At 62.7% G+C, this 22,214-nt stretch carries 20 protein-coding genes; 12 read left to right on the top strand and 8 right to left on the bottom strand.

Going from position 1 to position 22,214, the window contains the following annotated elements:
- The first annotated feature begins 134 nt into the window (after window positions 1–134).
- Together OO306_RS09010 and OO306_RS09015 are read left to right on the top strand one after the other, a co-directional pair.
- Window positions 135–1,454, top strand: coding sequence for an MFS transporter (locus OO306_RS09010; protein ID WP_027594113.1), 1,320 nt, complete (start codon window positions 135–137; stop codon window positions 1,452–1,454).
- 507 nt (window positions 1,455–1,961) lie between these two features.
- Window positions 1,962–3,101 carry a Fic family protein gene (locus OO306_RS09015; protein ID WP_265968415.1) on the top strand — a complete coding sequence of 380 codons (1,140 nt, stop codon included), beginning with the start codon at window positions 1,962–1,964 and terminating at the stop codon, window positions 3,099–3,101.
- Here the strand turns inward: OO306_RS09015 and OO306_RS09020 are convergent.
- A complete protein-coding gene (locus OO306_RS09020; RefSeq protein WP_265968416.1) occupies window positions 3,080–3,832 on the bottom strand; it encodes a hypothetical protein in 753 nt (250 codons plus the stop codon). The two genes, OO306_RS09015 and OO306_RS09020, sit on opposite strands and share 22 nt — an antisense overlap.
- 339 nt (window positions 3,833–4,171) lie before the next feature.
- Here OO306_RS09020 and OO306_RS09025 point away from each other — a divergent pair, with 339 nt between their 5' ends.
- Both OO306_RS09025 and OO306_RS09030 read left to right on the top strand, forming a co-directional pair.
- Window positions 4,172–4,498, top strand: a complete 327-nt coding sequence (locus tag OO306_RS09025; protein WP_099455190.1) for a hypothetical protein — start codon at window positions 4,172–4,174, stop codon at window positions 4,496–4,498.
- Window positions 4,499–4,615: 117 nt separating this feature from the next.
- Entirely contained in the window at window positions 4,616–5,227 is a 612-nt protein-coding gene (locus OO306_RS09030) for a flavin reductase family protein (RefSeq protein WP_027594110.1), read from the top strand.
- Here the strand turns inward: OO306_RS09030 and OO306_RS09035 are convergent, their stop codons facing one another.
- Complete coding sequence (locus tag OO306_RS09035) at window positions 5,228–5,461, bottom strand: hypothetical protein (RefSeq protein ID WP_265968419.1); 234 nt, start codon at window positions 5,459–5,461, stop codon at window positions 5,228–5,230. It abuts the gene before it with no gap.
- Between the two features lie 56 nt (window positions 5,462–5,517).
- On the bottom strand, window positions 5,518–5,811 hold the full coding sequence (locus tag OO306_RS09040) for a putative quinol monooxygenase (RefSeq protein WP_027594108.1): 294 nt from the start codon (window positions 5,809–5,811) through the stop codon (window positions 5,518–5,520).
- 199 nt (window positions 5,812–6,010) lie between these two features.
- On the opposite strand from OO306_RS09040, the gene OO306_RS09045 reads away from it, so the two are divergent.
- On the top strand, window positions 6,011–6,931 hold the full coding sequence (locus OO306_RS09045; protein WP_027594107.1) for an AraC family transcriptional regulator: 921 nt from the start codon (window positions 6,011–6,013) through the stop codon (window positions 6,929–6,931).
- Window positions 6,932–6,950: 19 nt separating this feature from the next.
- Here OO306_RS09045 and OO306_RS09050 read toward each other — a convergent pair whose 3' ends face one another.
- Entirely contained in the window at window positions 6,951–8,588 is a 1,638-nt protein-coding gene (locus tag OO306_RS09050) for a 5-guanidino-2-oxopentanoate decarboxylase (RefSeq protein ID WP_099430316.1), read from the bottom strand.
- Between the two features lie 114 nt (window positions 8,589–8,702).
- On the opposite strand from OO306_RS09050, the gene OO306_RS09055 reads away from it, so the two are divergent.
- Window positions 8,703–9,575, top strand: a complete 873-nt coding sequence (locus OO306_RS09055; protein ID WP_099430317.1) for a LysR substrate-binding domain-containing protein — start codon at window positions 8,703–8,705, stop codon at window positions 9,573–9,575.
- On the opposite strand, the gene OO306_RS09060 is transcribed toward OO306_RS09055, so the two are convergent.
- Window positions 9,569–10,183, bottom strand: coding sequence for an NAD(P)-dependent oxidoreductase (locus tag OO306_RS09060; RefSeq protein WP_265968420.1), 615 nt, complete (start codon window positions 10,181–10,183; stop codon window positions 9,569–9,571). The genes OO306_RS09055 and OO306_RS09060 overlap by 7 nt on opposite strands.
- Before the next feature lie 27 nt (window positions 10,184–10,210).
- Complete coding sequence (locus OO306_RS09065) at window positions 10,211–11,086, bottom strand: MBL fold metallo-hydrolase (protein WP_265968422.1); 876 nt, start codon at window positions 11,084–11,086, stop codon at window positions 10,211–10,213.
- A 104-nt stretch (window positions 11,087–11,190) separates the two neighbouring features.
- Here OO306_RS09065 and OO306_RS09070 point away from each other — a divergent pair, with 104 nt between their 5' ends.
- Both OO306_RS09070 and OO306_RS09075 read left to right on the top strand, forming a co-directional pair.
- On the top strand, window positions 11,191–12,099 hold the full coding sequence (locus tag OO306_RS09070) for a LysR family transcriptional regulator (protein ID WP_265968424.1): 909 nt from the start codon (window positions 11,191–11,193) through the stop codon (window positions 12,097–12,099).
- A gap of 68 nt (window positions 12,100–12,167) precedes the next feature.
- A complete protein-coding gene (locus OO306_RS09075) occupies window positions 12,168–12,341 on the top strand; it encodes a hypothetical protein (protein ID WP_172960383.1) in 174 nt (57 codons plus the stop codon).
- Window positions 12,342–12,360: 19 nt separating this feature from the next.
- Here the strand turns inward: OO306_RS09075 and OO306_RS09080 are convergent, their stop codons facing one another.
- The gene (locus OO306_RS09080) at window positions 12,361–13,230 is read right to left on the bottom strand and encodes an oxaloacetate decarboxylase (RefSeq protein WP_027594101.1); all 870 of its coding nucleotides are present in this window, start codon (window positions 13,228–13,230) and stop codon (window positions 12,361–12,363) included.
- A gap of 347 nt (window positions 13,231–13,577) precedes the next feature.
- On the opposite strand from OO306_RS09080, the gene OO306_RS09085 reads away from it, so the two are divergent.
- Window positions 13,578–15,029, top strand: coding sequence for an MDR family MFS transporter (locus OO306_RS09085; protein ID WP_265968426.1), 1,452 nt, complete (start codon window positions 13,578–13,580; stop codon window positions 15,027–15,029).
- 386 nt (window positions 15,030–15,415) lie between these two features.
- Here the strand turns inward: OO306_RS09085 and ttgR are convergent, their stop codons facing one another.
- The gene (gene ttgR / locus OO306_RS09090; protein WP_265968428.1) at window positions 15,416–16,048 is read right to left on the bottom strand and encodes an efflux transport transcriptional regulator TtgR; all 633 of its coding nucleotides are present in this window, start codon (window positions 16,046–16,048) and stop codon (window positions 15,416–15,418) included.
- A gap of 254 nt (window positions 16,049–16,302) precedes the next feature.
- Here ttgR and ttgA point away from each other — a divergent pair, with 254 nt between their 5' ends.
- From ttgA to OO306_RS09105, 3 genes are read left to right on the top strand one after another with little or no spacing between them, the layout of a single operon-like run.
- The gene (gene ttgA / locus OO306_RS09095) at window positions 16,303–17,457 is read left to right on the top strand and encodes a toluene efflux RND transporter periplasmic adaptor subunit TtgA (RefSeq protein WP_027594098.1); all 1,155 of its coding nucleotides are present in this window, start codon (window positions 16,303–16,305) and stop codon (window positions 17,455–17,457) included.
- Between the two features lie 3 nt (window positions 17,458–17,460).
- Entirely contained in the window at window positions 17,461–20,613 is a 3,153-nt protein-coding gene (ttgB, locus tag OO306_RS09100) for a multidrug efflux RND transporter permease subunit TtgB (protein ID WP_265968430.1), read from the top strand.
- Window positions 20,610–22,064: an AdeC/AdeK/OprM family multidrug efflux complex outer membrane factor gene (locus OO306_RS09105; RefSeq protein WP_265968431.1), complete on the top strand. Its 1,455-nt coding sequence runs from the start codon at window positions 20,610–20,612 to the stop codon at window positions 22,062–22,064. Before ttgB ends, OO306_RS09105 begins: the two co-directional genes overlap by 4 nt.
- Window positions 22,065–22,214: the final 150 nt, after the last annotated feature.

The following is a 22,214-nucleotide window of genomic DNA, read 5'->3' on the forward strand; positions in this document are numbered from 1 at the left end:
AGGCGGGCTTGCCTGCGAGCGGGGTGCAGCGCCCTCAAATGAATCACCTCGCACCCATTTGGCACACCTTCTGCAATCACCGTGGTAAGCAGCGCTCCGGCGCGCTCCACAAAAACAACGAGAAGGTATCCCTGATGGATAACGCCACCTCCCTGCCAACCGGGGCGGCCATCGCGCCGGCCGCAGAAAAAACCACCGCCAGCCGTTTGAAGTCGATCTTCAGCGGGTCCATCGGCAACATGGTCGAATGGTACGACTGGTACGTCTACGCCGCATTCTCGCTGTACTTCGCCAAAGCCTTCTTCCCCGCTGGCGACACCACCGCACAACTGCTCAACACCGCCGCGATCTTCGCCGTGGGCTTCCTCATGCGCCCGATCGGTGGCTGGCTGATGGGCCTGTATGCCGACCGCAAAGGCCGCAAGGCCGCGCTGATGGCCTCGGTCCTGCTGATGTGCGGGGGCTCGCTGCTCATCGCCCTGACGCCCGGCTATGAAACCATCGGCGTCGCCGCGCCGATCTTGCTGGTCTTCGCACGCTTGCTGCAGGGCCTGTCGGTGGGCGGTGAATACGGCACCTCGGCCACCTACCTCAGCGAGATGGCCAGCAAGGAGCGCCGTGGGTTCTTCTCTAGCTTCCAGTACGTGACCCTGATTTCTGGCCAGCTCATTGCCCTGGCGGTGCTGATCATCCTGCAACAGACGCTCACCACCGAGCAGCTTTATGCCTGGGGCTGGCGTGTTCCCTTCGTGATCGGCGCGCTGTGCGCGGTGGTTGCGCTGTACCTGCGTCGCGGCATGGAAGAGACCGCCTCCTTCACCAAGAAGGAAAAGTCCAAAGAAAGCCTGATGCGCACCCTGATGCGTCATCCCAAAGAGCTGATGACCGTGGTCGGCTTGACCATGGGCGGCACCCTGGCCTTCTACACCTACACCACCTACATGCAAAAGTACCTGGTCAACACCGTAGGCATGAGCATCAGCGACTCGACCACCATCTCGGCCGCCACGCTGTTCCTGTTCATGTGCCTGCAGCCGGTGATCGGCGGCCTGTCCGACAAGATCGGCCGGCGCCCGATTCTGATCGCCTTCGGTGTACTCGGCACGCTGTTCACTGTGCCGATCCTCAGCACCTTGCACACCGTGCAAACCTGGTGGGGCGCGTTCTTCCTGATCATGGCGGCGCTGATCATCGTCAGTGGCTACACCTCGATCAACGCGGTGGTCAAAGCCGAACTGTTCCCGACTGAAATCCGCGCCCTGGGCGTTGGCCTGCCATACGCCCTGACCGTGTCGATCTTTGGCGGCACCGCCGAATACGTCGCCCTGTGGTTCAAGAGCAATGGCATGGAAACCGGCTTCTACTGGTACGTCACCGGCTGCATCGCCTGCTCGCTGCTGGTGTACGCGACCATGAAAGACACCAAGCATCATTCGCGCATCACCACCGACTGATACTGATCCGGCAGATATGAAAAAGGGGCGCTCCGTTGCACGGGGCGCCCTTTTTTTTGGGGGTGCTTGTCGCTGGATCTTATGCGCCTTTGAGATCGAGCGCCGCCCGCGCGGCGCTTCGCAGCACAAGGCTGCTCCTACATCGGTTCGGGCCAATGAGCCCTGAGACAAAGGCGCGCGGCCCTTTGGCGGCCACCTCGATATCGTGCGGAACAAACAAGGCGGTCGCGCGCGCAGGTACAGGCGTAACTGGCCCGAAACAGATGTAGGAGCAGCCTTGTGCTGCGAAGCGCCGCGCGGGCGGCGCTCGATTTGCGCACCACCTCAAAACCCAAGACAAGCACTTGGCAGCTTTCACCCTATCTCTCAGCAAGCAAATCGCAGCCACACTTCCCCAACATTACGTGAAGAACCTTTTTATGGCGTGAGCCGATTAACGGCCCTATTCGGCTCACATAATGAGCCGAATAGCAGTATTATTCGGCTCACCGATAAGTTGGAGCGATCATGAACAGCCCACTATGGATATGGCAGCAATCCGACTGGCCCCATTTCCAGTGGCAAAGCGACGCCCTTGCCCCATTGCTACGCAGTTGCGTCGAGATGCAAGGACGCCTGCTGGGCAAGATCGGCTCCATCGATGCGATCAGCGAGTGCGAGAACATCCTCGACACACTGCTGCAGAACATTGTCACGTCGTCGGCGATCGAGGGTGAACAGCTGAACGTGGGTTCGGTGCGCTCGTCCCTCGCTCGACGGCTGGGCATCCATGAGCAAGGCGCGACTACTGCGCGGAGCGAAGGGCTGGCTGAATTGATGCTGGATGCGACACGCGGGTACGACCAACCGCTGACCTTGCAGCGCCTGTTCACCTGGCATCACTGGTTGTTCCCAGCGGCGGAAGATGGCCTGAGCAAAGCAGTTCTGGTGGGCCAACTGCGTGACGAGACAACCCTGCAGGTGATCTCCGGTCGCCTCGACAAGCCCACGGTGCACTTTCAGGCACCGCCCCGTGATGGCCTTGAAGAGCAGGTTGCAGCTTTTCTCGATTGGTTTGCCAGCAGCCGCCATGCCACTCACCTGGACCCCCTGCTACGCGCAGGTGTCGCCCATTTCTGGTTCGTCACCTTGCACCCGTTCGACGATGGCAATGGCCGCCTGACCCGCGCCATCACCGACTTGGCGCTGGCCCAGGCCGAGCAGCAGGCCATCCGCTTCTACGCCCTGTCTGCCAGCATCCTGGAAGACCGGGCTGGCTACTACCAGATACTGGAGAGCAGCCAGATGGACGGCCTCGACATTACCCGGTGGCTGACCTGGTTCCTTGAAACCCTGCTGCGCAGCCTTGAGCAGGCGTTGCTGAACATCGACCGGATACTCACTAAAGCCAGGTTCTGGCATGTGCATCGGGCGGACGGCCTTTTACCCGAACAGGTCAAGGTGCTCAACCGGCTGCTCGACGGGGGCCCACGCGGCTTCGAAGAAGGTATCAATGCTGCGCAATACCAGGCCGTTGCGAAAGTCTCCAAGGCCACTGCAACCCGCCACCTCACCGACCTGCTCGACAAGGCGTGCCTGGCCCGTCTGCCGGGCGGGGGCCGCAGTACCCGTTATCGCATCAATACTCAGGACATCTCCAGCACCTGACGCGGCTCCCGCCGCTGGTAATAGGTCGCCATCAGCACCAGTACCAGCAGCACACCGGCCAGCACTGCCGATGAGCCGACCGTACCGAAGTCCAGCCCACCCTTCTCGTGTGGCTTGGTCAGGACGTCGCCCAGGGTGGCGCCGAACGGGCGGGTCAGGACGAACGCGACCCAGAACAGCACCACGCCCGGGATGCGTGTCCAGTAACGCGCCACAACCACCAGCGCGATGGCACTGCCCACCAGCAAGGCACCACCGGCAAAGCCAAGCCCCGAATCATCCGCCAGGTAATCGCCCAAGGCGGTGCCCAAGGTGTTCGAGAACAGAATCGCCACCCAATAAAACAACTCGCCCGCGCGGTTCTTGATACGGGTGACGTCCAAGGGGTTACCACTCAGGCGCCACACCAGGAAGGTCAGCAGCAAGATGCCGATCAGAATCGACGAGCCTGCGGCGTAGCCCAAGCCAAGCGTGCGGTCCATGAAGTCGGACATGGTGGTGCCGGCCGTACTGGTGGAAAGAATCACCAGCCAATAGAGCAGCGGGTGGTAGCGCCGTGAGTAGAGCTGGCCGAGCAGGGTCAGCAGAAACACGCTGATCAACATCAGCGAGCTCAGCGCGTAGCCGATATTCAGGGTCATCGACAGCAAATCGCCCGCCGTCTCGCCCAGGGTCGTTGCGCAGATCTTCATGACCCAGAAGGCCAAGGTGATTTGCGGGAGTTTATTCATTGTTTGCCGCTCCGGTTTTAAGTGCGGCGATGGTGCTGAGCAAAGCCTGAAAAATCGGTTTATGGCGTATGAAAAAAGCGTTCATTACCGCCTGCAGGCTTATTTTCGTCCTTAACGCCGCATTAATTCGACGTCGTCATCCTGCAATGGCTGGCGAAACGCTGATCCATACCCTGCAACGTTCCCCTCAGCCCACTGGAGGGCTCATCGCTGACGCGGGCATACACATCGATATAATCGATAACTAGACGCTATTTTTTGCGCTTTTTTATCAATTTTATCGGCTTAGGATTAAACCCATAGAAACAAACAACCTCTCGCACCCCTGGAGCAACGACCATGAAAAACAAACTGATCCTCACCCTGGCCCTCTCGGTAATCGCCACTGGCGCCTTCGCTGAAGATGGCTTCGACCGCACCAGCGCCCACACCTTCGCAGCGGTACAGAGCCAATCCGCCGCGTACGCTGAAGACGGTTTCGACCGCACAGGCGGCCAACGCTTCGCTGAAGATGGTTACGACCGCACCGGTGCACAGCGCTTCGCCGAAGACGGCTACGACCGCACTGGCGCTCAACGTTTTGCAGAAGATGGCTTCGACCGCACCGGCGGCCAACGTTTTGCCGAAGACGGCTTCGACCGCACCAACGCCCACCGCATCAGCTAACCCCTGATGCGTGCAACCAGCCCGGCTTCGGCCGGGCTTGATCATTTCCAGCCGGGCAAAGGCTTGGCACACTAGCGCCTCGTCCCCCAAGAGGTAGGGCCAGCAAGCCCAGCACCGATGTATTACTACGAACCCGCCAAAGGCCACGGCCTGCCCCACGACCCCTTCAACGCCATCGTCGGCCCCCGCCCAATCGGCTGGATCTCGTCCCACGACCGCGAAGGCCGCCTGAACCTGGCGCCCTACAGCTTCTTCAACGCCTTCAACTACATCCCACCGATCATCGGTTTCTGCAGCGTCGGGCGCAAAGACAGCCTGAACAACATCGAGCAGACCGGCGAGTTCGTCTGGAACCTGGCGACCCGGCCGTTGGCCGAGGCGATGAACCAGAGCTGCGCGGCGGTAGCGGCAGACGTCAATGAGTTCGAACTCAGCGGTTTGACAGCAGCGCCGTCGCGCGTCGTCAAGGTGCCACGGGTGGGCGAAACCCCGGTGGCGTTCGAGTGCAAGGTGAGCCAGATCGTCCAGCTGAAACGGGCAGACCAGGAGTCGGTGCCCAGCTGGCTGATCCTCGGCGAAGTGGTGGCGGTGCACATTGCCGAGCACCTGCTGAAAAACGGTATCTACGACACCGCCGCCGCCGAACCGATCCTGCGTGGCGGCGGCCCGGCGGACTATTTCGAACTGGGCAATCTGTTCAAGATGGCCAGGCCGCAAGTGGGCAACTGATCACCAGATCAGCTCGCCCTCTTCAGTGACGCCCTGCAGGCGTTCCAGCTCGGCGCAGGCGGCCTCATCGGCCGCCACGGCGCCCATGAACACCTGGCCGTCCAGTACCTTGTGAAAGCGCGGCGCCCCGCCCATGCCCAGCCCCTTCACCGCGATGGCGGCGTTGTAGCCACCACCTTCCACCGGGACCATCGCCGAAACGGCTTCGAACTGCGGGAATTCTCTACGTGCCATGCTGCGCTCTGGGTAGTTGATCGAAGGGCGACATTTTAACCTGTGCCCATCAGCAATCAATCGAAGGTATGCAGGTCCAGGCTGCTGACCACTTGCGCCTGCACCAGCTCACCGAATACCTCCAGGGTCGGCGAAGCGAAGTAGCCGCTCATCGCCTGCTGATCACGCCAACTGCCGCTGAGCAGCCAAAGGTCGGCGTCGGCCTGCGAGCGCTGGACCGTGAAGCTCAGGCACCCCGGTGTGCGCAACGAGGGTTCGAGCAGATCGCGCAGGCGCGCGCCCAGCTCCGCCGAACGACCGCTGCTGGCACGGATGAAAGCCAAGTGGGTGACCGGTTGTCGTAGGGTCATTGCACGATCTCCTTGAGCAGGCGGACGAAAAACCAGGCTGCCAAGGTTAGAGGCTGGCCCGCGCGACGCGTTAGGCTATTACTGCCGGGCGATTGCCTGATCCTGCACCGCGGCAGGATCAGGCAATCGCCGTGCAGCTTTCGACTAGCGCCCGCCATTGCCCAAACCTATGCTGCGTCAGTCAGTAGAGGAAGCCACCATGACCACCCCCACGTCCATCGAACCGACCCTGGAAGTGCAACGCCAGGAGCTGGCCGAGCTGATCCGCCGGCATGCCGGCGACCCACCCGGCAGCGCGTCGGCCATCGACGACCTGTACCTGGTCAGCTATCGGGAGAGTGTCCGCTCGGTGCCCACCTTGGCGCAGCCGGCCTTGTGCGTCCTTGCCCATGGCAGCAAGAGCCTGTTCCTGGGTGACGAACAGTACGTCTACGACCCACTGCACTACATGGTGGTGTCGGTGACCTTGCCACTGAGCGGCGTGAAGCTTGATGCCAGCCCGGAAAACCCAAGCCTGGGCCTGCGGCTGGACCTGGACCCGGCGGAGATCAGCCAGCTGATTGCCGAAAGCGGGCCGATGTTGGTGCCCAGCCTGCCTTCCGGCCGTGGATTGTATGTGGAGAAGACCGATGCCGCATTGCTGGATGCGCTGCTGCGCCTGATCCGCCTGCTGGATTCTCCGCGGGACATTGCCATGCTGGCGCCGCTGATCCGCCGCGAAATCCTTTACCGCCTGCTGCGTGGGCCGCAGGGTTATCGGCTGTATGAAATCGCCTTGGCCAACAGCCAGACCCATCGGGTATGCCAGGCCATCACCTGGCTCAACCAGAACTTCCAGCAGCCGTTGCGCATCGAGGACCTGGCCCGTGAGGTCAACCTCAGCACCTCGACCTTGCACCATCGGTTCAAGGCCGTGACGTCGATGAGCCCGCTGCAGTACCAGAAGCAATTGCGCCTGCAGGAGGCCCGGCGGCTGATGCTCAATGACGGGCTTGAGGCAGCGGTGGCGGGCTATCGCGTGGGGTATGAAAGCCCTTCGCAATTCAGCCGCGAGTACAGCCGGCTGTATGGCGCACCACCGATCCGCGATGTGGCGCGGTTGCGCGCCACAGCGGGGTAAGGGTTACCGGCCGTTTCAGTTAACCTGCAACGGCCGCCTGCCACTGATTCTGATCAACCTGAATCAACGTCGGCCCTTTGCGCTCCACCGCACGCCCCAGTGCCGCCTGCAACTGCGCGACATCACTCACATGCTCCGCGTCAGCGCCCAACGCCCGGGCCACGCCGATGAAGTCAGGGGTATGGATATCCACCCCGACCGGCTCGATGGCGCGGTTGACCATGTACTTCTTGATTTCTTCGTAACCCTGGTTGTTCCACAGCAGCACGATCAGCGGCACCTGCGCCTCGACTGCACTGGCCAGCTCCGGCAGGGTGAACTGCATGCCACCATCGCCAATCAGGCAAACCGACGGCGCGCGCTCGGCGATCTGCGCGGCGCTGCCCAGCCAGGCGCCCATCGCCGCCGGCAGTGCATAGCCCAAGGTGCCGTAGCCGGTCGAGGCATTGAACCAGCGGCGAGGCTCATCCATGTCCAGCGTGAGGTTGCCGGAGTACACCGGCTGGGTCGAATCTCCGACCAGAATGGCGTTGGGCAGTGTCTGGAGGATACTGGTCAGCAGGCGGGTCTGGCTCAGGGTCGGCTGGTCCCAGCCGTCCGCCAGCGATTGGCGCAGCTGCGTGACGCGTGCTGGCCCCCAGGTACTTTCACGCGCCGGCAGCGGCTGCTGTTGCAAGGCAACGCACAGTGCTTCGGCGGCCAGGTCGGCGTCGGCGACCAGCGCCAGCTCAGGCAGATAGTTGCGCACCGTCTGGTCCGGGTCGATGTCGATCCGCAGCAAGCTGCCCGGGATCTCGAAGCCGCCCTTGAAGGTCACGTCATAGTCGGTTTCGGCCAGCTCGGTACCGATTGCCAATACCACATCCGCTTCGGCCACCAGCGCACGGGTAGCCGGCAGCGATTGAGTCGAACCGATTTGCAAAGGATGATTGGAAGCCAGCAAGCCCTTGGCGTTGATGGTCAATGCCACCGGTGCCTGAAGCTGCTCTGCCAAGCGTGCCAGCGAAGCGCCAGCGTTCAATGCACCGCCGCCGGCCAGGATCAACGGGCGCTTCGCCTGGGCCAGGCGCTCGGCCATCTGCGCCACGGCCTGCGGCGCGGCACCTGCCCGGCTGCTGCGGACCGGGCGGGCCGGCAACAGGTGATCGGCCGGCTCGACCAGTACATCCAGCGGAATCTCGATATGCACCGGGCGCGGTCGAGCACCGTCGAACACGGCGAAAGCCCGGGCCAGTACCTGGGGCAGGTCGTCTGCGCTCATCAGGGTTTGGGAGAAGGCTGCCACACCCGACACCAGGGCAGATTGGTTGGGCAGTTCGTGCAGCTTGCCGCGGCCGCCGCCCAGCTGATCGCGCGATTGCACGCTGGAAATCACCAGCATCGGGATCGAATCGGCATAGGCCTGGCCCATGGCGGTGGTGATATTGGTCATCCCTGGGCCGGTGATGATGAAGCACACACCGGGTTTGCCGCGCGTGCGTGCGTAGCCGTCGGCCATGAAGCCGGCACCTTGCTCGTGGCGCGGGGTGATATGACGAATGGAGGACGTTGCCAAGCCGCGATAGAGCTCAACGGTATGCACGCCTGGAATGCCGAAGACATGGTCCACACCATAGCCTTCAAGGAGTTTGACCAGTACTTCGCCGCAGGTTGCCATGTGTGTTTACCTTGAGTCTTGTTGAAATCTGCGCTTATTGGACCCAAGGCAGCGCTATCGCCACAATGCAAAAAAACACATACTAGCCATGTCTTCAAATCATGGCTCAGTGCAATGAAACGCCTTCCTCCCCTGCCCGCCCTGCACACCTTTCTGGTGACTGCCCAGCACTGCAATTTCACCCGAGCGGGGCAGCAGTTGCACATCACCCAAGGTGCCGTGAGCCGGCAGATCGCCGCGCTTGAAGCGCACCTCGGTTACGCCCTGTTCCAGCGCCAGGCCCGTGGCCTGAGCCTGACCCGTGAAGGCCAGGACTGGCTGCCCAGGGTGCAACAGGTATTTGCCCTGATCGAACAAGGCGTGCGGGAAGTCGGCGGGCATAGCGCCACATTGCAACTCAAGGCGCCAACCTGCGTGATGCGCTGGCTGCTGCCGCGCCTGATGGAATGGCAGGCGCTGCGCCCGGATGTGCCAGTAGAGCTGACCACCACCGTGCAGCATGGGGTGGATTTTGCCCGCGAAGGCTTTGATGCGGCGGTGGTGTATGGCAGCGCGCCGAACCAGGGCTTGCAGGTGCGCAAGCTGTTCGACGAGCAACTGACGCCAGTGTGCGCGCCTTCGCTGCTGCAAGGCCCGTTGCCGTTGGCCAACATCGACGACTTGATGCGCCACATGCTCCTGCACCCCTCGCGTGACGAGCATGACTGGCGTTTATGGCTGCAGGCGGCCGGTGCCACGTTCGATGTACAGGGGCCAAAGCAGCACTTCGAAACACTGGACATGGCGATGGCCATGGCATCCCAGGGCACCGGAGTGGCCATCGGCGATTGGTCGCTGATCGGCGATGACCTGCGCAGCAAGCGGCTGTGCATGCCGTTTGCCCTGAAGGTGACGACCGGAAAAGGCTATTACCTGGTCAGCCAGGCCAGGCAACAGCCAGCCGGGCTGGTCGAGTTGCTGGACTGGCTGCAGGCAGTGGCTCAATAACCGACGGTGAACCGCGCCCGCGAATGCGTGGGTTTCTCCAGCTCATCAAGCATGGCAATCGCGTAGTCGGCAAAGGTGATCCAGCTCTTGCCATCGGCACCGATCAGCAGATGATCCTTGCCTAGCGTGTAGTGCCCGCTGCGCTCGCCTTCGACAAACTCCGCCGACGGCGACAGGAAGGTCCAGTCCAGGTTCGGCTCTTGGCGCAGTACCTCAAGAAAACGCACACCCGCGCTCGCTTCGGCCTTGTAGGCCTCGGGGAAGTCCGGGCTGTCGATCACCCGGTGCCCCGAAGGCAACAGCAGGCTACCCGCCCCGCCCACCACCAGCAGGCGCTTGACCCCGGCACGCTTGACCGGCTCGATGATGGCGTGCGCTTCGATCGTCGAGAAATGCGCAGCGCTCAACACCGCGTCCACACCGGCGACAGCCGCTTGCAGCGCTGCGCTGTCCTTGGCATCGAGTGCCTTGACGGTCACCCCCTCACGTCCCTGCAGCTGCGACGGGTCGCGGGCAATGGCCACCACACTGTGGCCACGGCGCAGGGCTTCTTCCAGCAACTGGCTGCCGGCACGGCCGGTGGCGCCAATGATTGCGATCTTGCTCATGGGAAACACTCCATCAGTTGAACGGAATTACCACTTCATCTCACCCTTGGCGACCTTGGCGCCGAGCTCCAGCGAGCTCTCGTCGGCCAGGTCCGGGTAGCGTTTTTTCATCGCAGCCACCAACGCAGCGGCGTCTTTTGCCTTGGCGGTTTCGGCATCGAATGCCTGAATGTAGCCCGCCGTGAAGCGCACGGCGGCGAGCGAACGGCTGCTTTGGCCGAGGTAATGGCCGGGGACCACGGTGCGCGGTGCCAGCTGCTCGATCCGCTCGAGCGTGCCCAGCCAGTCGGTATGCGACTTGGCCGACTGGGTATCGGCCATCCACACATGGATGTGTTCCGATACCACCACCCCACCGACTACCGCCTTGATCGACGGAATCCAGACAAAGCTGCGATCGGGCTGCGGGCCGTCCAGGCCGACCACGTCGAGCGCCTGGCCCTCCAGGGTCAGGCGATGGCCTTCGAGCACCGCAGGCACGACCAGGCGGGCCGGTTTGTCCGCGCCCATTTGCGGGCCCCAGTAGGCCAGCTTCGCGTCCATGGTCTGGCGAATATGCGCGACGGTAGCCGCAGAGGCGACGACCTTGGCCTGTGGGAAAGCTTGGGTCAGTGTGTCGAGGCCGAAGTAGTAGTCCGGGTCGCCATGGCTGATGTAGATGGTTGTAAGCCGCTTGCCTCCGGCACGCAGGCGCTCGACCACCTGTTCGGCCTGGGCCTTGCCGAACTGGGCATCGACCAGCACGGCGTCCTTTTCGCCACTGACAATCACCGAGCTGACCGGAAAAATCGCCTCGTGGCCGGGGTTGTAGACGTCCAGCTGCAAAGGTTCGGCCGCCAGCGCCTGGCCGGTCAGCGCAACACAGGCCAGCATCAGGCCACGCAAGGGAGTGAATAACGACATCGCAATGGTCCGTCTTGAAGAAGAATGATCAACAGCTTAGTTGCCCGATCCATGCCAAAAAATGCGATGCTCCAACATAGTTTGTTTCTAAAATCGGGCAAATCATGGACCGTCTCAACGCGATGCGCGTTTTTGTCACCGTCATCGACCTGGGCAGCCAATCGGCGGCAGCGGACCACCTGCAACTGTCCAGGCCGGTGGTTTCACGCTACCTGGCGGAACTGGAGGATTGGGTCGGTGCGCGGCTGATGCAGCGCACCACGCGCAAGTTGAGCCTGACCGCCGCCGGCCAGGAAACACTGCCACGCTGCCGCCAACTGCTGGAACTCGCCGGTGACCTGCAAGTGGCCGTGCGCCAACCGGACGACGCCCCTCGCGGCGCGCTGCGCATCAGCGTCAGTACGTCATTCGGGCAGGCTCAACTGGTGGATGCCGTGGCCGCGTATGTACGGCGCTACCCCGGGGTGAAGGTCGAGCTGCAGATGCTCGATCGCACGGTCAACCTGGTGGACGAGCGCATCGACCTGGCCATCCGCACCAGCAACGACCTGGACCCGAACCTGATCGCCCGGCGTCTGACCGTGTGCCGTTCGGTGGTGTGCGCGGCACCGGCCTACCTGCGTGAGCACGGCACGCCGCAGCGGTTCGAGGAATTGAGCGGGCACAACTGCCTGACCCATGCCTACTTCGGCCATCACCTCTGGCATTTCGAGGTGCAGGGCCAAGCCGTTGCCGTCCCGGTCGAGGGCAACATCAGTGCGAATGAGGCGATGACCCTGCAAAAGGCGGCACTGGCCGGTGCCGGCATCGCCATGTTGCCGACCTACCAGGCTGCCGCCGCCCTGCGCACGGGCGAACTGGTGCGCCTGCTGCCCGAAGCACGGCCACGCGAACTCAACCTGAATGCGGTCTATACCTCGCGCAAGCACATGCCGGCGACCTTGCGCAGCATGCTGGATTTTCTCGCGCAGCGGTTCAAGGACGAGCCGGAATGGGATCAGGACCTGGTGTAACCCCACAGCGCCGGGGATTGGCCTACGCTTAGAGGTATCACCTGGCGTTGTAACAGGAGGTGAGCACCATGGGCATCAAAACAAGAAGGTTCGCGCTGGTCATGGCGCTGTTTGCCATCGCCGGGCTGTACGGGTCGGCCTGCTGGCGGGTTGAGCTGCTGCGCAACCAACCCAGCTCGGCCGCCCATTGTCAGCACGAACACTGCGTGCCACAAAGCGCCACTTTGAGCGCCGTGCGTTGAGCTGACGGCGCCCTGCCGGTCACTCCTCGACGCTCATGTACTCCTTGGCCCAGCGGATGTAATCCTCGGGTTGGGTGTAGGTGTGCGAGAGTTCGGTGGCGCTGAGGTTCTCAGACTTGTTCTGCTGGCCGCGCTGCAGGCGCAGGCAGTCGTAAGTGGCCTTTATGGCGGCGAAGTACGCGGCGTGGCCATCGACCACGATGCGTACGCCCAGGCGCGCCAGGCGCTCGTCATCGCGCAGGTTGGGGTTGGCGTAGGTCACCAGCATCAAGGGCACAGTCAAGTGCTCGGCGATCTGCTCGAGCTGCTCGAAATCCTTCACCCCCACCATGCAGATACCGTCGGCCCCGGCCTTCTGGTAGCTCTGGGTACGCACGATGATTTCTTCGGTGGTCAGTACACCGGCGTTGGTGCGGGCGATGATCGACAGCGACGAATCGACCCGTGCTTCAAGGGCAGCGCGAATCTTGCCGACGCCTTCCTCAACCGGAATCAAGTCGGTGGACTTGCGCCCAAACTGGGCCGGCAGCAGGGTATCTTCGATGGTCAGCGCCGCCACACCGGCACGCTCCAGTTCGATGACCGTGCGCATGACATTCAGCGCGTTACCGTAGCCGTGGTCGGCATCGGCGAGCACCGGCAGTTGCGCCACACGGCCAATGCGCGTGGCCTGCTCGACGAACTCGCTCAAGGTGATCAGGGCAAAATCCGGCGCAGCCAGTACCTGCAGCGAAGCCACCGAACCGCCAAGAATGCCGACTTCAAAGCCCAGGTCGGCGGCAATGCGCGCCGACATCGGGTCGAACACCGACGCTGTGTGGTAGCAGGAACCTGAAGCGAGCAGCTCGCGGAAGGCAAAACGCAAATCTTGGTGGGAAGCCCTGGGCATGATCACTCCGCAATAACGTGAAATTGAACGGTTGCTACCGACCCCTGAATCGGGTCTACCTGACCTGTTCCAACCGTCGCCATCTGGGCGGTCATGCTCGACATGCAGGCAGAGGAATAAAAGGTGTGGGATACAGCGGCACGAAAACCCTGCGGCAAATAGCTGCACCAAGCTGGTGCAGGCCACGGATTACAGCCCCTGCGGTCTAGCCACGATATCACGCAGCCATGCCTCACTGGATGAATGCGCCAATGCCGATCTTGCATAGGGGATGCAGATAGTACATAGGAAGCTACCTAAGTCAGGTTACAATTCATCGGCCTCAAGCCCATTGCCAAGGTAACCCCGTGACTGCCGCCCTGCCCCCGACCGTGCTGCGCAACGTGCTCACCGCCCTGATGCTGGCCATCTTCCTCGGTGCGCTGGACCAGACCATCGTCGCCGTCTCGTTGCCGGCCATCTCGGCCCAGTTCAACGATGTCGGCCTGCTCGCCTGGGTGATCTCTGGCTACATGGTGGCGATGACCGTGGCGGTGCCGATCTACGGCAAGCTGGGCGACCTGTACGGCCGGCGGCGGATGATCCTGACCGGCATCTCGCTGTTCACCCTGGCGTCGATTGCCTGCGCCCTGGCCCAGGACATGCAGCAACTGGTGCTGGCGCGCGTGCTGCAAGGGGTTGGCGCGGGCGGCATGGTGTCGGTCAGCCAGGCGATCATCGGTGACTTCGTGCCGCCCCGCGAACGCGGGCGTTACCAGGGCTACTTCAGCAGTATGTACGCCGTGGCCAGCGTCGCCGGGCCGGTGCTCGGTGGCTGGCTGACCGAGTACCTGTCGTGGCGCTGGGTGTTCTGGATCAACCTGCCGCTGGGGCTGGTCGCGTTGTGGGCGATCCACCGGGCGCTCGGCGACATGCCGGTGAAGCGGCGCGAGGCCCAGGTGGACTACCTGGGCGCGGTGCTACTGATTCTTGGCCTGGGCAGCCTGCTGCTGGGCATTACCCTGGTCGGCCAAGGGCACGCCTGGACAGCGCCGCCGGTGCTGGCGCTGTTCGCCTGCGCGGTGCTTGGCCTGATGCTGTTCATTGCCCACGAGCGGCGCTGCCAGGAGCCCCTGCTGCCCCTCGGCCTGTTCGGCAACCGCGTCGCGGTGCTGTGCTGGGGCGTGATCTTTTTCGCCAGTTTCCAGTCGATTTCCCTGACCATGCTGATGCCCTTGCGCTACCAAGGCATCACCGGGGCGGGCGCCGACAGCGCGGCATTGCACCTGCTGCCACTGGCAATGGGCCTGCCGATGGGCGCCTTTACCGGGGGCCGCATGACCAGCCTCACTGGGCGCTACAAGCCGCAAATTCTCGCCGGTGCACTGTTGATGCCGGTGGCCATCTTCGCCATGGCGATCACACCGCCGCAGTCGGCCCTGCTCAGTGCCGTATTCATGCTGCTGACCGGCATTGCCTGCGGGCTGCAGTTTCCGACTTCGCTGGTGGGCACGCAGAGCGCCGTGGACATCAAGGACATCGGCGTGGCTACCAGTACCACCAACCTGTTCCGCTCACTCGGCGGCGCCATGGGTGTGGCGTGCATGTCCAGCCTGCTGCTGGCGTTGCTGCACCAAGGTGGGTACGAGTTGCTGGGCAATCCATTGCTGGGGAGCCTGAAGGCTGGCGAGGCAGACCCGCAGACCCAAGCGCGATTGCTGGAGACGTTCAGGCATTTGCTGATGGGCAGTGGCGTGATCGCCCTGCTGGGGCTGGTGGTGGCGTTGGCGTTGCCGGACCGGCAATTGCGTGGGCGTTGAGCCTGCTGGGGCCGCTTGTCGCTGGATCTTCTGCGCACTTGAGATCGAGCGCCGCCCGCGCGGCGCTTCGCAGCACAAGGCTGCTCCTACATCTGTTTCGGGCCAATCAATCCTGAAACAGAGGCGCGCGGCCTTTTGGCGTCCACCTCGATATCGTGCGGAACAAACAAGGCGGTCGCGCGCGCTGGCACAGGCGATACTGGCCCGAAACAGATGTAGGAGCAGCCTTGTGCTGCGAAGCGCCGCGCGGGCGGCGCTCGATTTGCGCCCCCCCTCAAAATCCGAGACAAGCGCCTGGCAGCCACGCACTCCCACCATTACGTGAAGCACCTTAATGCCCCGTTAATACAATGAGGAAACACTCCCTCACAATCCTTAACAAAGAGTCATTTGCGCAGAGCCGGGCTCAAGCGCAGCATATCCAGCCCAGTGTCGACCCATTTTTCGACGTCACGCAGCAGATCGAAACTGTCTGGCAGCAATAACCAGCGCCCGATCAGGCCATCGACATAGGCAAACATGGCCACCGCCGCGCGCTCGGCATCCAGCTCGGTAGGCAACTGGCCCCGGCGCACTGCATTGGCAAGCGCCAGGGCAATGCCCTTATGGCAATCCAGCACCGTGCTCTGGCGCTGCTGGCGAATTTCACACATGTCATCGGTGAACTCGCACTTGTGATGCAGAATCTCATTGATACGCCGGGTTCGGGCATCGAGCACCAGCTCGTTGAACACCTGCAACAGCAGCTTGCGCATGCAACCAAGCGGGTCCAGTTCATCCTCGCTTTCGCTCGCACGCGCAAGGTGGTCATGGGTTTCGTGCAGGCTGTCGAGCAACGCCTGCACCAGTTCAGCTTTGTTATTGAAGTGCCAGTAGATCGCACCTCGGGTCACGCCCGCCAATTCGGCGATGTCAGCCAAGGTGGTTCGCGCAACCCCGCGCTTGTAGAAGGCCTTTTCCGCCGCCTCGATAATCTGGGCGCGGGTTTCCTGGGCTTCTTCTTTGGTTCTACGGACCATGGCAGTACAACCTCATCTGGGCCCGAGCGCGCGGCGCACACGGGGAAACCGCCGGGGTCGCCTCTGCAGGGCGTCTCCCGGATGGGCTAATCAAGGGCTGCGGCAGTAGCCAAGTACTACCCAGCGGTATTTACAAACAACCATGAATGTAAGTATATTCCTTAGCAAGCTATTTATCCACCCGATAGCATTTTTCTGACCAGACTCTTCCATTACTCTTGAGCGTCTCCTGCTCCAGCGCCCCGAGGATCCTCATGCAATTCAAGCCAGCCGTTACCGCTCTGGTTTCCGCCGTCGCCCTGGCAACACTGCTCAGTGGCTGCAAGAAAGAAGAAGCAGCGCCTGCCGCGCAGGCTCCTCAGGTCGGCGTCGTGACCCTCCAACCACAAGCCTTCACCCTGACCTCGGAATTGCCGGGGCGTACCACGTCCTATCGCGTCGCCGAAGTGCGCCCACAGGTCAATGGCATCATCCTCAAGCGCCTCTTCAAAGAAGGCAGCGACGTCAAGGAAGGCCAGCAGCTCTACCAGATCGACCCTGCCGTCTATGAAGCCAACCTGGCCAATGCCCAGGCCAACCTGCAGGCGACCCGCTCGCTGGCCGAGCGTTACAAGCAGCTGATCGATGAACAAGCCGTCTCCAAACAGGAATACGACGACGCCAATGCCAAACGATTGCAGGCCGAGGCAGCACTGAAGAGCGCCCAGATCGACCTGCGCTACACCAAGGTCCTGGCACCGATCAGCGGCCGCATCGGCCGTTCCACGTTCACCGAAGGTGCACTGGTGAGCAATGGCCAGACCAACGCCATGGCGACCATCCAGCAACTCGACCCGGTCTACGTCGACGTCACCCAGTCCACCGCCGAGCTGCTCAAGCTGCGCCGTGACCTGGAAAGCGGCCAGCTGCAAAAGGCCGGTGACAACGCCGCCTCGGTGCAACTGGTGCTCGAAGACGGCAGCCTGTTCAAGCAGCAGGGCCGCCTGGAATTCTCCGAAGTCGCGGTCGACGAGACCACCGGCTCGGTGACCCTGCGCGCGATCTTCCCGAACCCCGACCACACCCTGCTGCCTGGCATGTTCGTGCATGCCCGCCTGCGCGCCGGGGTCAACGCCAACGCCATCCTGGCCCCACAGCAGGGCGTGACCCGCGACCTCAAAGGCGCGCCGACCGCACTGGTGGTCAACCAGGAAAACAAGGTCGAACTGCGCCAGCTCAAGGCCAGCCGCACCCTGGGCAGCGACTGGCTGATCGAGGAAGGCTTGAACCCAGGCGACCGCCTGATCACCGAAGGCCTGCAATACGTGCGCCCAGGCGTCGAGGTCAAGGTCAGCGAAGCCACCAACGTCAACAAGCCGGCCAGCCCTGATCAGGCCAACGCGGCGAAAGCAGACGCCAAAGCGGAGTAAACCATGTCGAAGTTCTTTATCGATCGCCCGATCTTCGCCTGGGTGATCGCCTTGGTGATCATGCTGGTCGGGGCACTGTCGATCCTGAAGTTGCCGATCAACCAGTACCCGAGCATCGCGCCACCGGCCATCGCCATCGCCGTGACCTACCCGGGCGCCTCGGCGCAGACGGTGCAGGACACCGTGGTGCAGGTCATCGAGCAGCAGCTCAACGGTATCGACAACCTGCGTTATGTGTCTTCGGAAAGTAACTCCGACGGCAGCATGACCATCACCGCCACCTTCGAGCAAGGCACCAACGCCGACACCGCGCAGGTTCAGGTTCAGAACAAGCTGAACCTGGCCACGCCGCTGTTGCCGCAAGAAGTGCAGCAACAAGGTATCCGCGTCACCAAGGCAGTTAAAAACTTCCTGCTGGTGATCGGCCTGGTGTCCGAAGATGGCAGCATGACCAAGGACGACTTGGCCAACTACATCGTCTCGAACATGCAGGACCCGGTCTCGCGGACGGCCGGTGTGGGTGACTTCCAGGTGTTCGGTGCGCAGTACGCCATGCGTATCTGGCTCGATCCGGCCAAGCTGAACAAGTTCCAGCTGACCCCAGTCGACGTCAAGACCGCAGTCGCCGCGCAGAACGTGCAGGTGTCCTCCGGCCAACTCGGCGGCCTGCCGGCCTTGCCGGGTACCCAGCTTAACGCCACCATCATCGGCAAGACCCGCCTGCAAACCGCCGAGCAGTTCGAGAAGATTCTGCTCAAGGTCAACAGCGACGGTTCCCAAGTACGCCTGGGCGATGTCGCCGAAGTAGGCCTGGGTGGCGAGAACTACGCCGTCAGCGCCCAGTTCAACGGCAAGCCGGCGTCGGGCCTGGCGGTCAAACTGGCCACCGGTGCCAACGCCCTGGACACCGCCAAGGCCCTGCGCCAGACCATCAGCGACCTCGAGCCGTTCTTCCCGCCTGGCGTGAAGGCCGTGTTCCCGTATGACACCACACCGGTGGTCACCGAATCGATCAGCGGGGTAATCCACACCCTGATCGAAGCCGTGGTCCTGGTGTTCCTGGTGATGTACCTGTTCCTGCAGAACTTCCGCGCCACCATCATCACCACCATGACCGTACCGGTGGTGTTGCTGGGTACCTTCGGCATCCTTGCCGCCGCGGGCTTCAGCATCAACACCCTGACCATGTTCGCCATGGTCCTGGCCATCGGCTTGCTGGTGGACGACGCCATCGTCGTGGTGGAAAACGTCGAGCGGGTGATGTCCGAAGAGGGGTTGCCACCCAAGGAGGCGACCAAGCGCTCCATGGAGCAGATCCAGGGTGCCCTGGTGGGTATCGCCCTGGTGCTGTCGGCGGTACTGCTGCCAATGGCCTTCTTCGGTGGCTCCACCGGTGTGATCTATCGGCAGTTCTCCATCACCATCGTCTCGGCCATGGGCCTTTCGGTGCTGGTGGCGCTGATCTTCACCCCGGCACTGTGCGCCACCATGCTCAAGCCGCTGAAAAAGGGCGAGCACCATGTGGCCAAAGGTGGGTTCTTCGGCTGGTTCAACCGTAACTTCGACCGCAGCGTAAACGGCTACGAGCGCAGCGTCGGTACCATCCTGCGCAACAAGGTGCCGTTCCTGCTGGCCTACGCGCTGATCGTGGTTGGCATGATCTGGCTGTTCGCCCGCATCCCGACGGCGTTCCTGCCTGAAGAAGACCAAGGCGTACTGTTTGCCCAGGTGCAGACCCCGGCAGGCTCCAGTGCCGAGCGCACCCAGGCGGTGGTCGACCAGATGCGTGAGTACCTGCTCAAGGACGAAGCCGATACCGTGTCGTCGGTGTTCACCGTCAACGGCTTCAACTTCGCCGGTCGCGGCCAGAGCTCCGGTATGGCATTCATCATGCTCAAACCATGGGGCGAGCGCTCAGCGGAGAACAGCGTGTTCGCCCTGGCCCAGCGTGCCCAGCAGCACTTCTTCACCTTCCGCGATGCGATGGTATTCGCCTTCGCCCCGCCTGCCGTACTCGAGCTGGGTAACGCCACCGGCTTCGACGTGTTCCTTCAGGACCGCGGCGGTGTCGGCCATGCCAAACTCATGGAAGCACGCAACCAGTTCCTGGCAAAAGCCGCGCAGAGCAAGGTGCTCAGCGCCGTGCGCCCGAACGGCCTGAACGATGAGCCGCAGTACCAGCTGACCATCGATGACGAACGTGCCAGCGCCTTGGGCGTGACCATTGCCGACATCAACAACACTCTGTCGATTGCCCTGGGTGCCAGCTACGTCAACGACTTCATCGACCGTGGCCGGGTCAAGAAGGTGTACATCCAAGGCGAACCGAACGCCCGGATGAGCCCGGAAGACCTGCAGAAGTGGTACGTGCGCAACGGCAAGGGCGAGATGGTGCCGTTCTCCTCCTTCGCCAAAGGTGAATGGACCTACGGTTCGCCGAAGCTGTCCCGCTACAACGGCGTCGAGGCGATGGAAATTCTCGGTGCGCCAGCGCCTGGCTACAGTACCGGTGAGGCCATGGCCGAGGTTGAGCGTATCGCTGGCGAACTGCCAAGCGGTATCGGCTTCTCCTGGACCGGCATGTCCTACGAGGAAAAACTCTCCGGCTCGCAGATGCCGGCACTGTTCGCCCTCTCGGTCCTGTTCGTGTTCCTGTGCCTGGCAGCGCTGTACGAAAGCTGGTCGATCCCGATCGCCGTCGTGCTGGTCGTACCGCTGGGGATCATCGGTGCACTGATCGCCACTAGCCTGCGCGGGTTGTCCAACGACGTGTACTTCCTGGTCGGCCTGTTGACCACCATCGGCCTGGCGGCGAAGAACGCGATCCTGATCGTCGAGTTCGCCAAAGAACTGCACGAGCAGGGCCGCAGCCTGTACGACGCCGCGATCGAGGCGTGCCGCATGCGTCTGCGCCCGATCATCATGACCTCGCTGGCGTTCATCCTTGGCGTGGTACCGTTGACCATCGCCAGCGGCGCGGGCGCCGGCAGCCAGCACGCCATCGGCACCGGCGTGATCGGCGGCATGATCAGCGCCACCGTACTGGCAATCTTCTGGGTACCGCTATTCTTCGTCGCAGTGTCGTCGCTGTTCGGCAGCAAACAGCCGGAAAAAGACGTCACCCCTGAAACTCCACGTTATGAGGCTGGGCAATGACCAAGTCTTTGTTGTCCCTGGCGGTAACCGCTTTGATTCTTGGCGGCTGCTCGCTGATCCCTGACTACCAGACCCCGGAAGCGCCGGTGGCAGCGCAGTGGCCGCAAGGCCCTGCGTACTCGCCGACCGAAGCGGCAGACGTTGCCGCCGCCGAACAGGGCTGGCGCCAGTTCTTCCACGACCCGGCCCTGCAGCAGCTGATCCAGACCTCGCTGGTCAACAACCGCGACCTGCGTGTCGCGGCGTTGAACATCGACGCCTACCGTGCGCAGTACCGCATCCAGCGGGCCGACCTGTTCCCGGCGGTTTCGGCCACCGGCAGCGGCAGCCGCCAGCGGGTACCGGCAGACATGTCGCAAACTGGCCAAGCCGACATCACCAGCCAGTACTCGGCCACGCTCGGCGTCAGCGCCTATGAGCTGGACCTGTTCGGCCGGGTGCGCAGCCTGAGCGAGCAGGCCCTGGAAACCTACCTGTCCAGCGAGCAGGCGCGGCGCTCCACGCAGATCGCCCTGGTGGCCAGCGTGGCCAACGCCTACTACACCTGGCAGGCGGATCAGGCGCTGTTCAAGCTGACCGAAGAAACGCTGAAGACCTACCAGGAAAGCTACAACCTGACCCGTCGCAGCAATGAAGTCGGGGTGGCCTCTGCCCTCGACCTCAGCCAGGCACGCACCGCCGTGGAAGGCGCGCGGGTCAAGTACTCGCAGTACCAGCGCCTGGTTGCACAGGACCTCAACAGCCTGACCGTGCTGCTGGGTACCGGCGTACCGGCCGACCTGCCTGCGCCACTGGAGCTCAATGCCGACCAGTTGGCCGAAGTACCGGCCGGCCTGCCGTCGGACATCCTCCAGCGTCGCCCGGACATCCAGGAAGCCGAGCACCTGCTCAAGGCCGCCAACGCCAACATCGGCGCGGCCCGCGCAGCGTTCTTCCCGAGCATCAGCCTGACCGCCAATGCCGGTACCCTGAGCCCGGACATGGGCGGCCTGTTCAAGGGGGGGTCGGGCGCCTGGCTGTTCCAGCCGCAGATCAACCTGCCGATCTTCAACGCCGGCAGCCTGAAGGCGAGCCTGGACTACTCGAAGATCCAGAAGGACATCAACGTCGCCAAGTACGAAAAGACCATCCAGACCGCCTTCCAGGAAGTCTCCGATGGCCTGGCGGCGCGCAAGACCTTCGAAGAGCAGTTGCAGGCACAACGTGACCTGGTGCAGGCCAACCAGGATTACTACCGCCTGGCGGAGCGTCGCTACCGTATCGGTATCGACAGCAACCTGACCTTCCTCGACGCCCAACGCAACCTGTTCAGCGCCCAGCAGGCATTGATCGGTGATCGCCTGTCGCAGCTGACCAGCGAGGTCAACCTGTACAAGGCGCTCGGCGGTGGCTGGTACGAGAAAACCGGTCAGGCCAATCAGCAAGCTTCGGTGGAAACACCGAAAGGCTGAATGATCCGGTAGCAGCATCAAGCCCACCTTCGCGGTGGGCTTTTTGTTTTCGGTTGTCGGCGCCGGCCTCTTCGCGGGCAAGCCCGCTCCTACAGGTACTTAACTGCCCTTTGGCTCGACACAGTCCTGTGGGAGCGGGCTTGCCCGCAA

Source organism: Pseudomonas sp. DCB_AW, assembly GCF_026240895.1.
In the GTDB taxonomy this organism is placed as follows: domain Bacteria; phylum Pseudomonadota; class Gammaproteobacteria; order Pseudomonadales; family Pseudomonadaceae; genus Aquipseudomonas; species Aquipseudomonas kermanshahensis.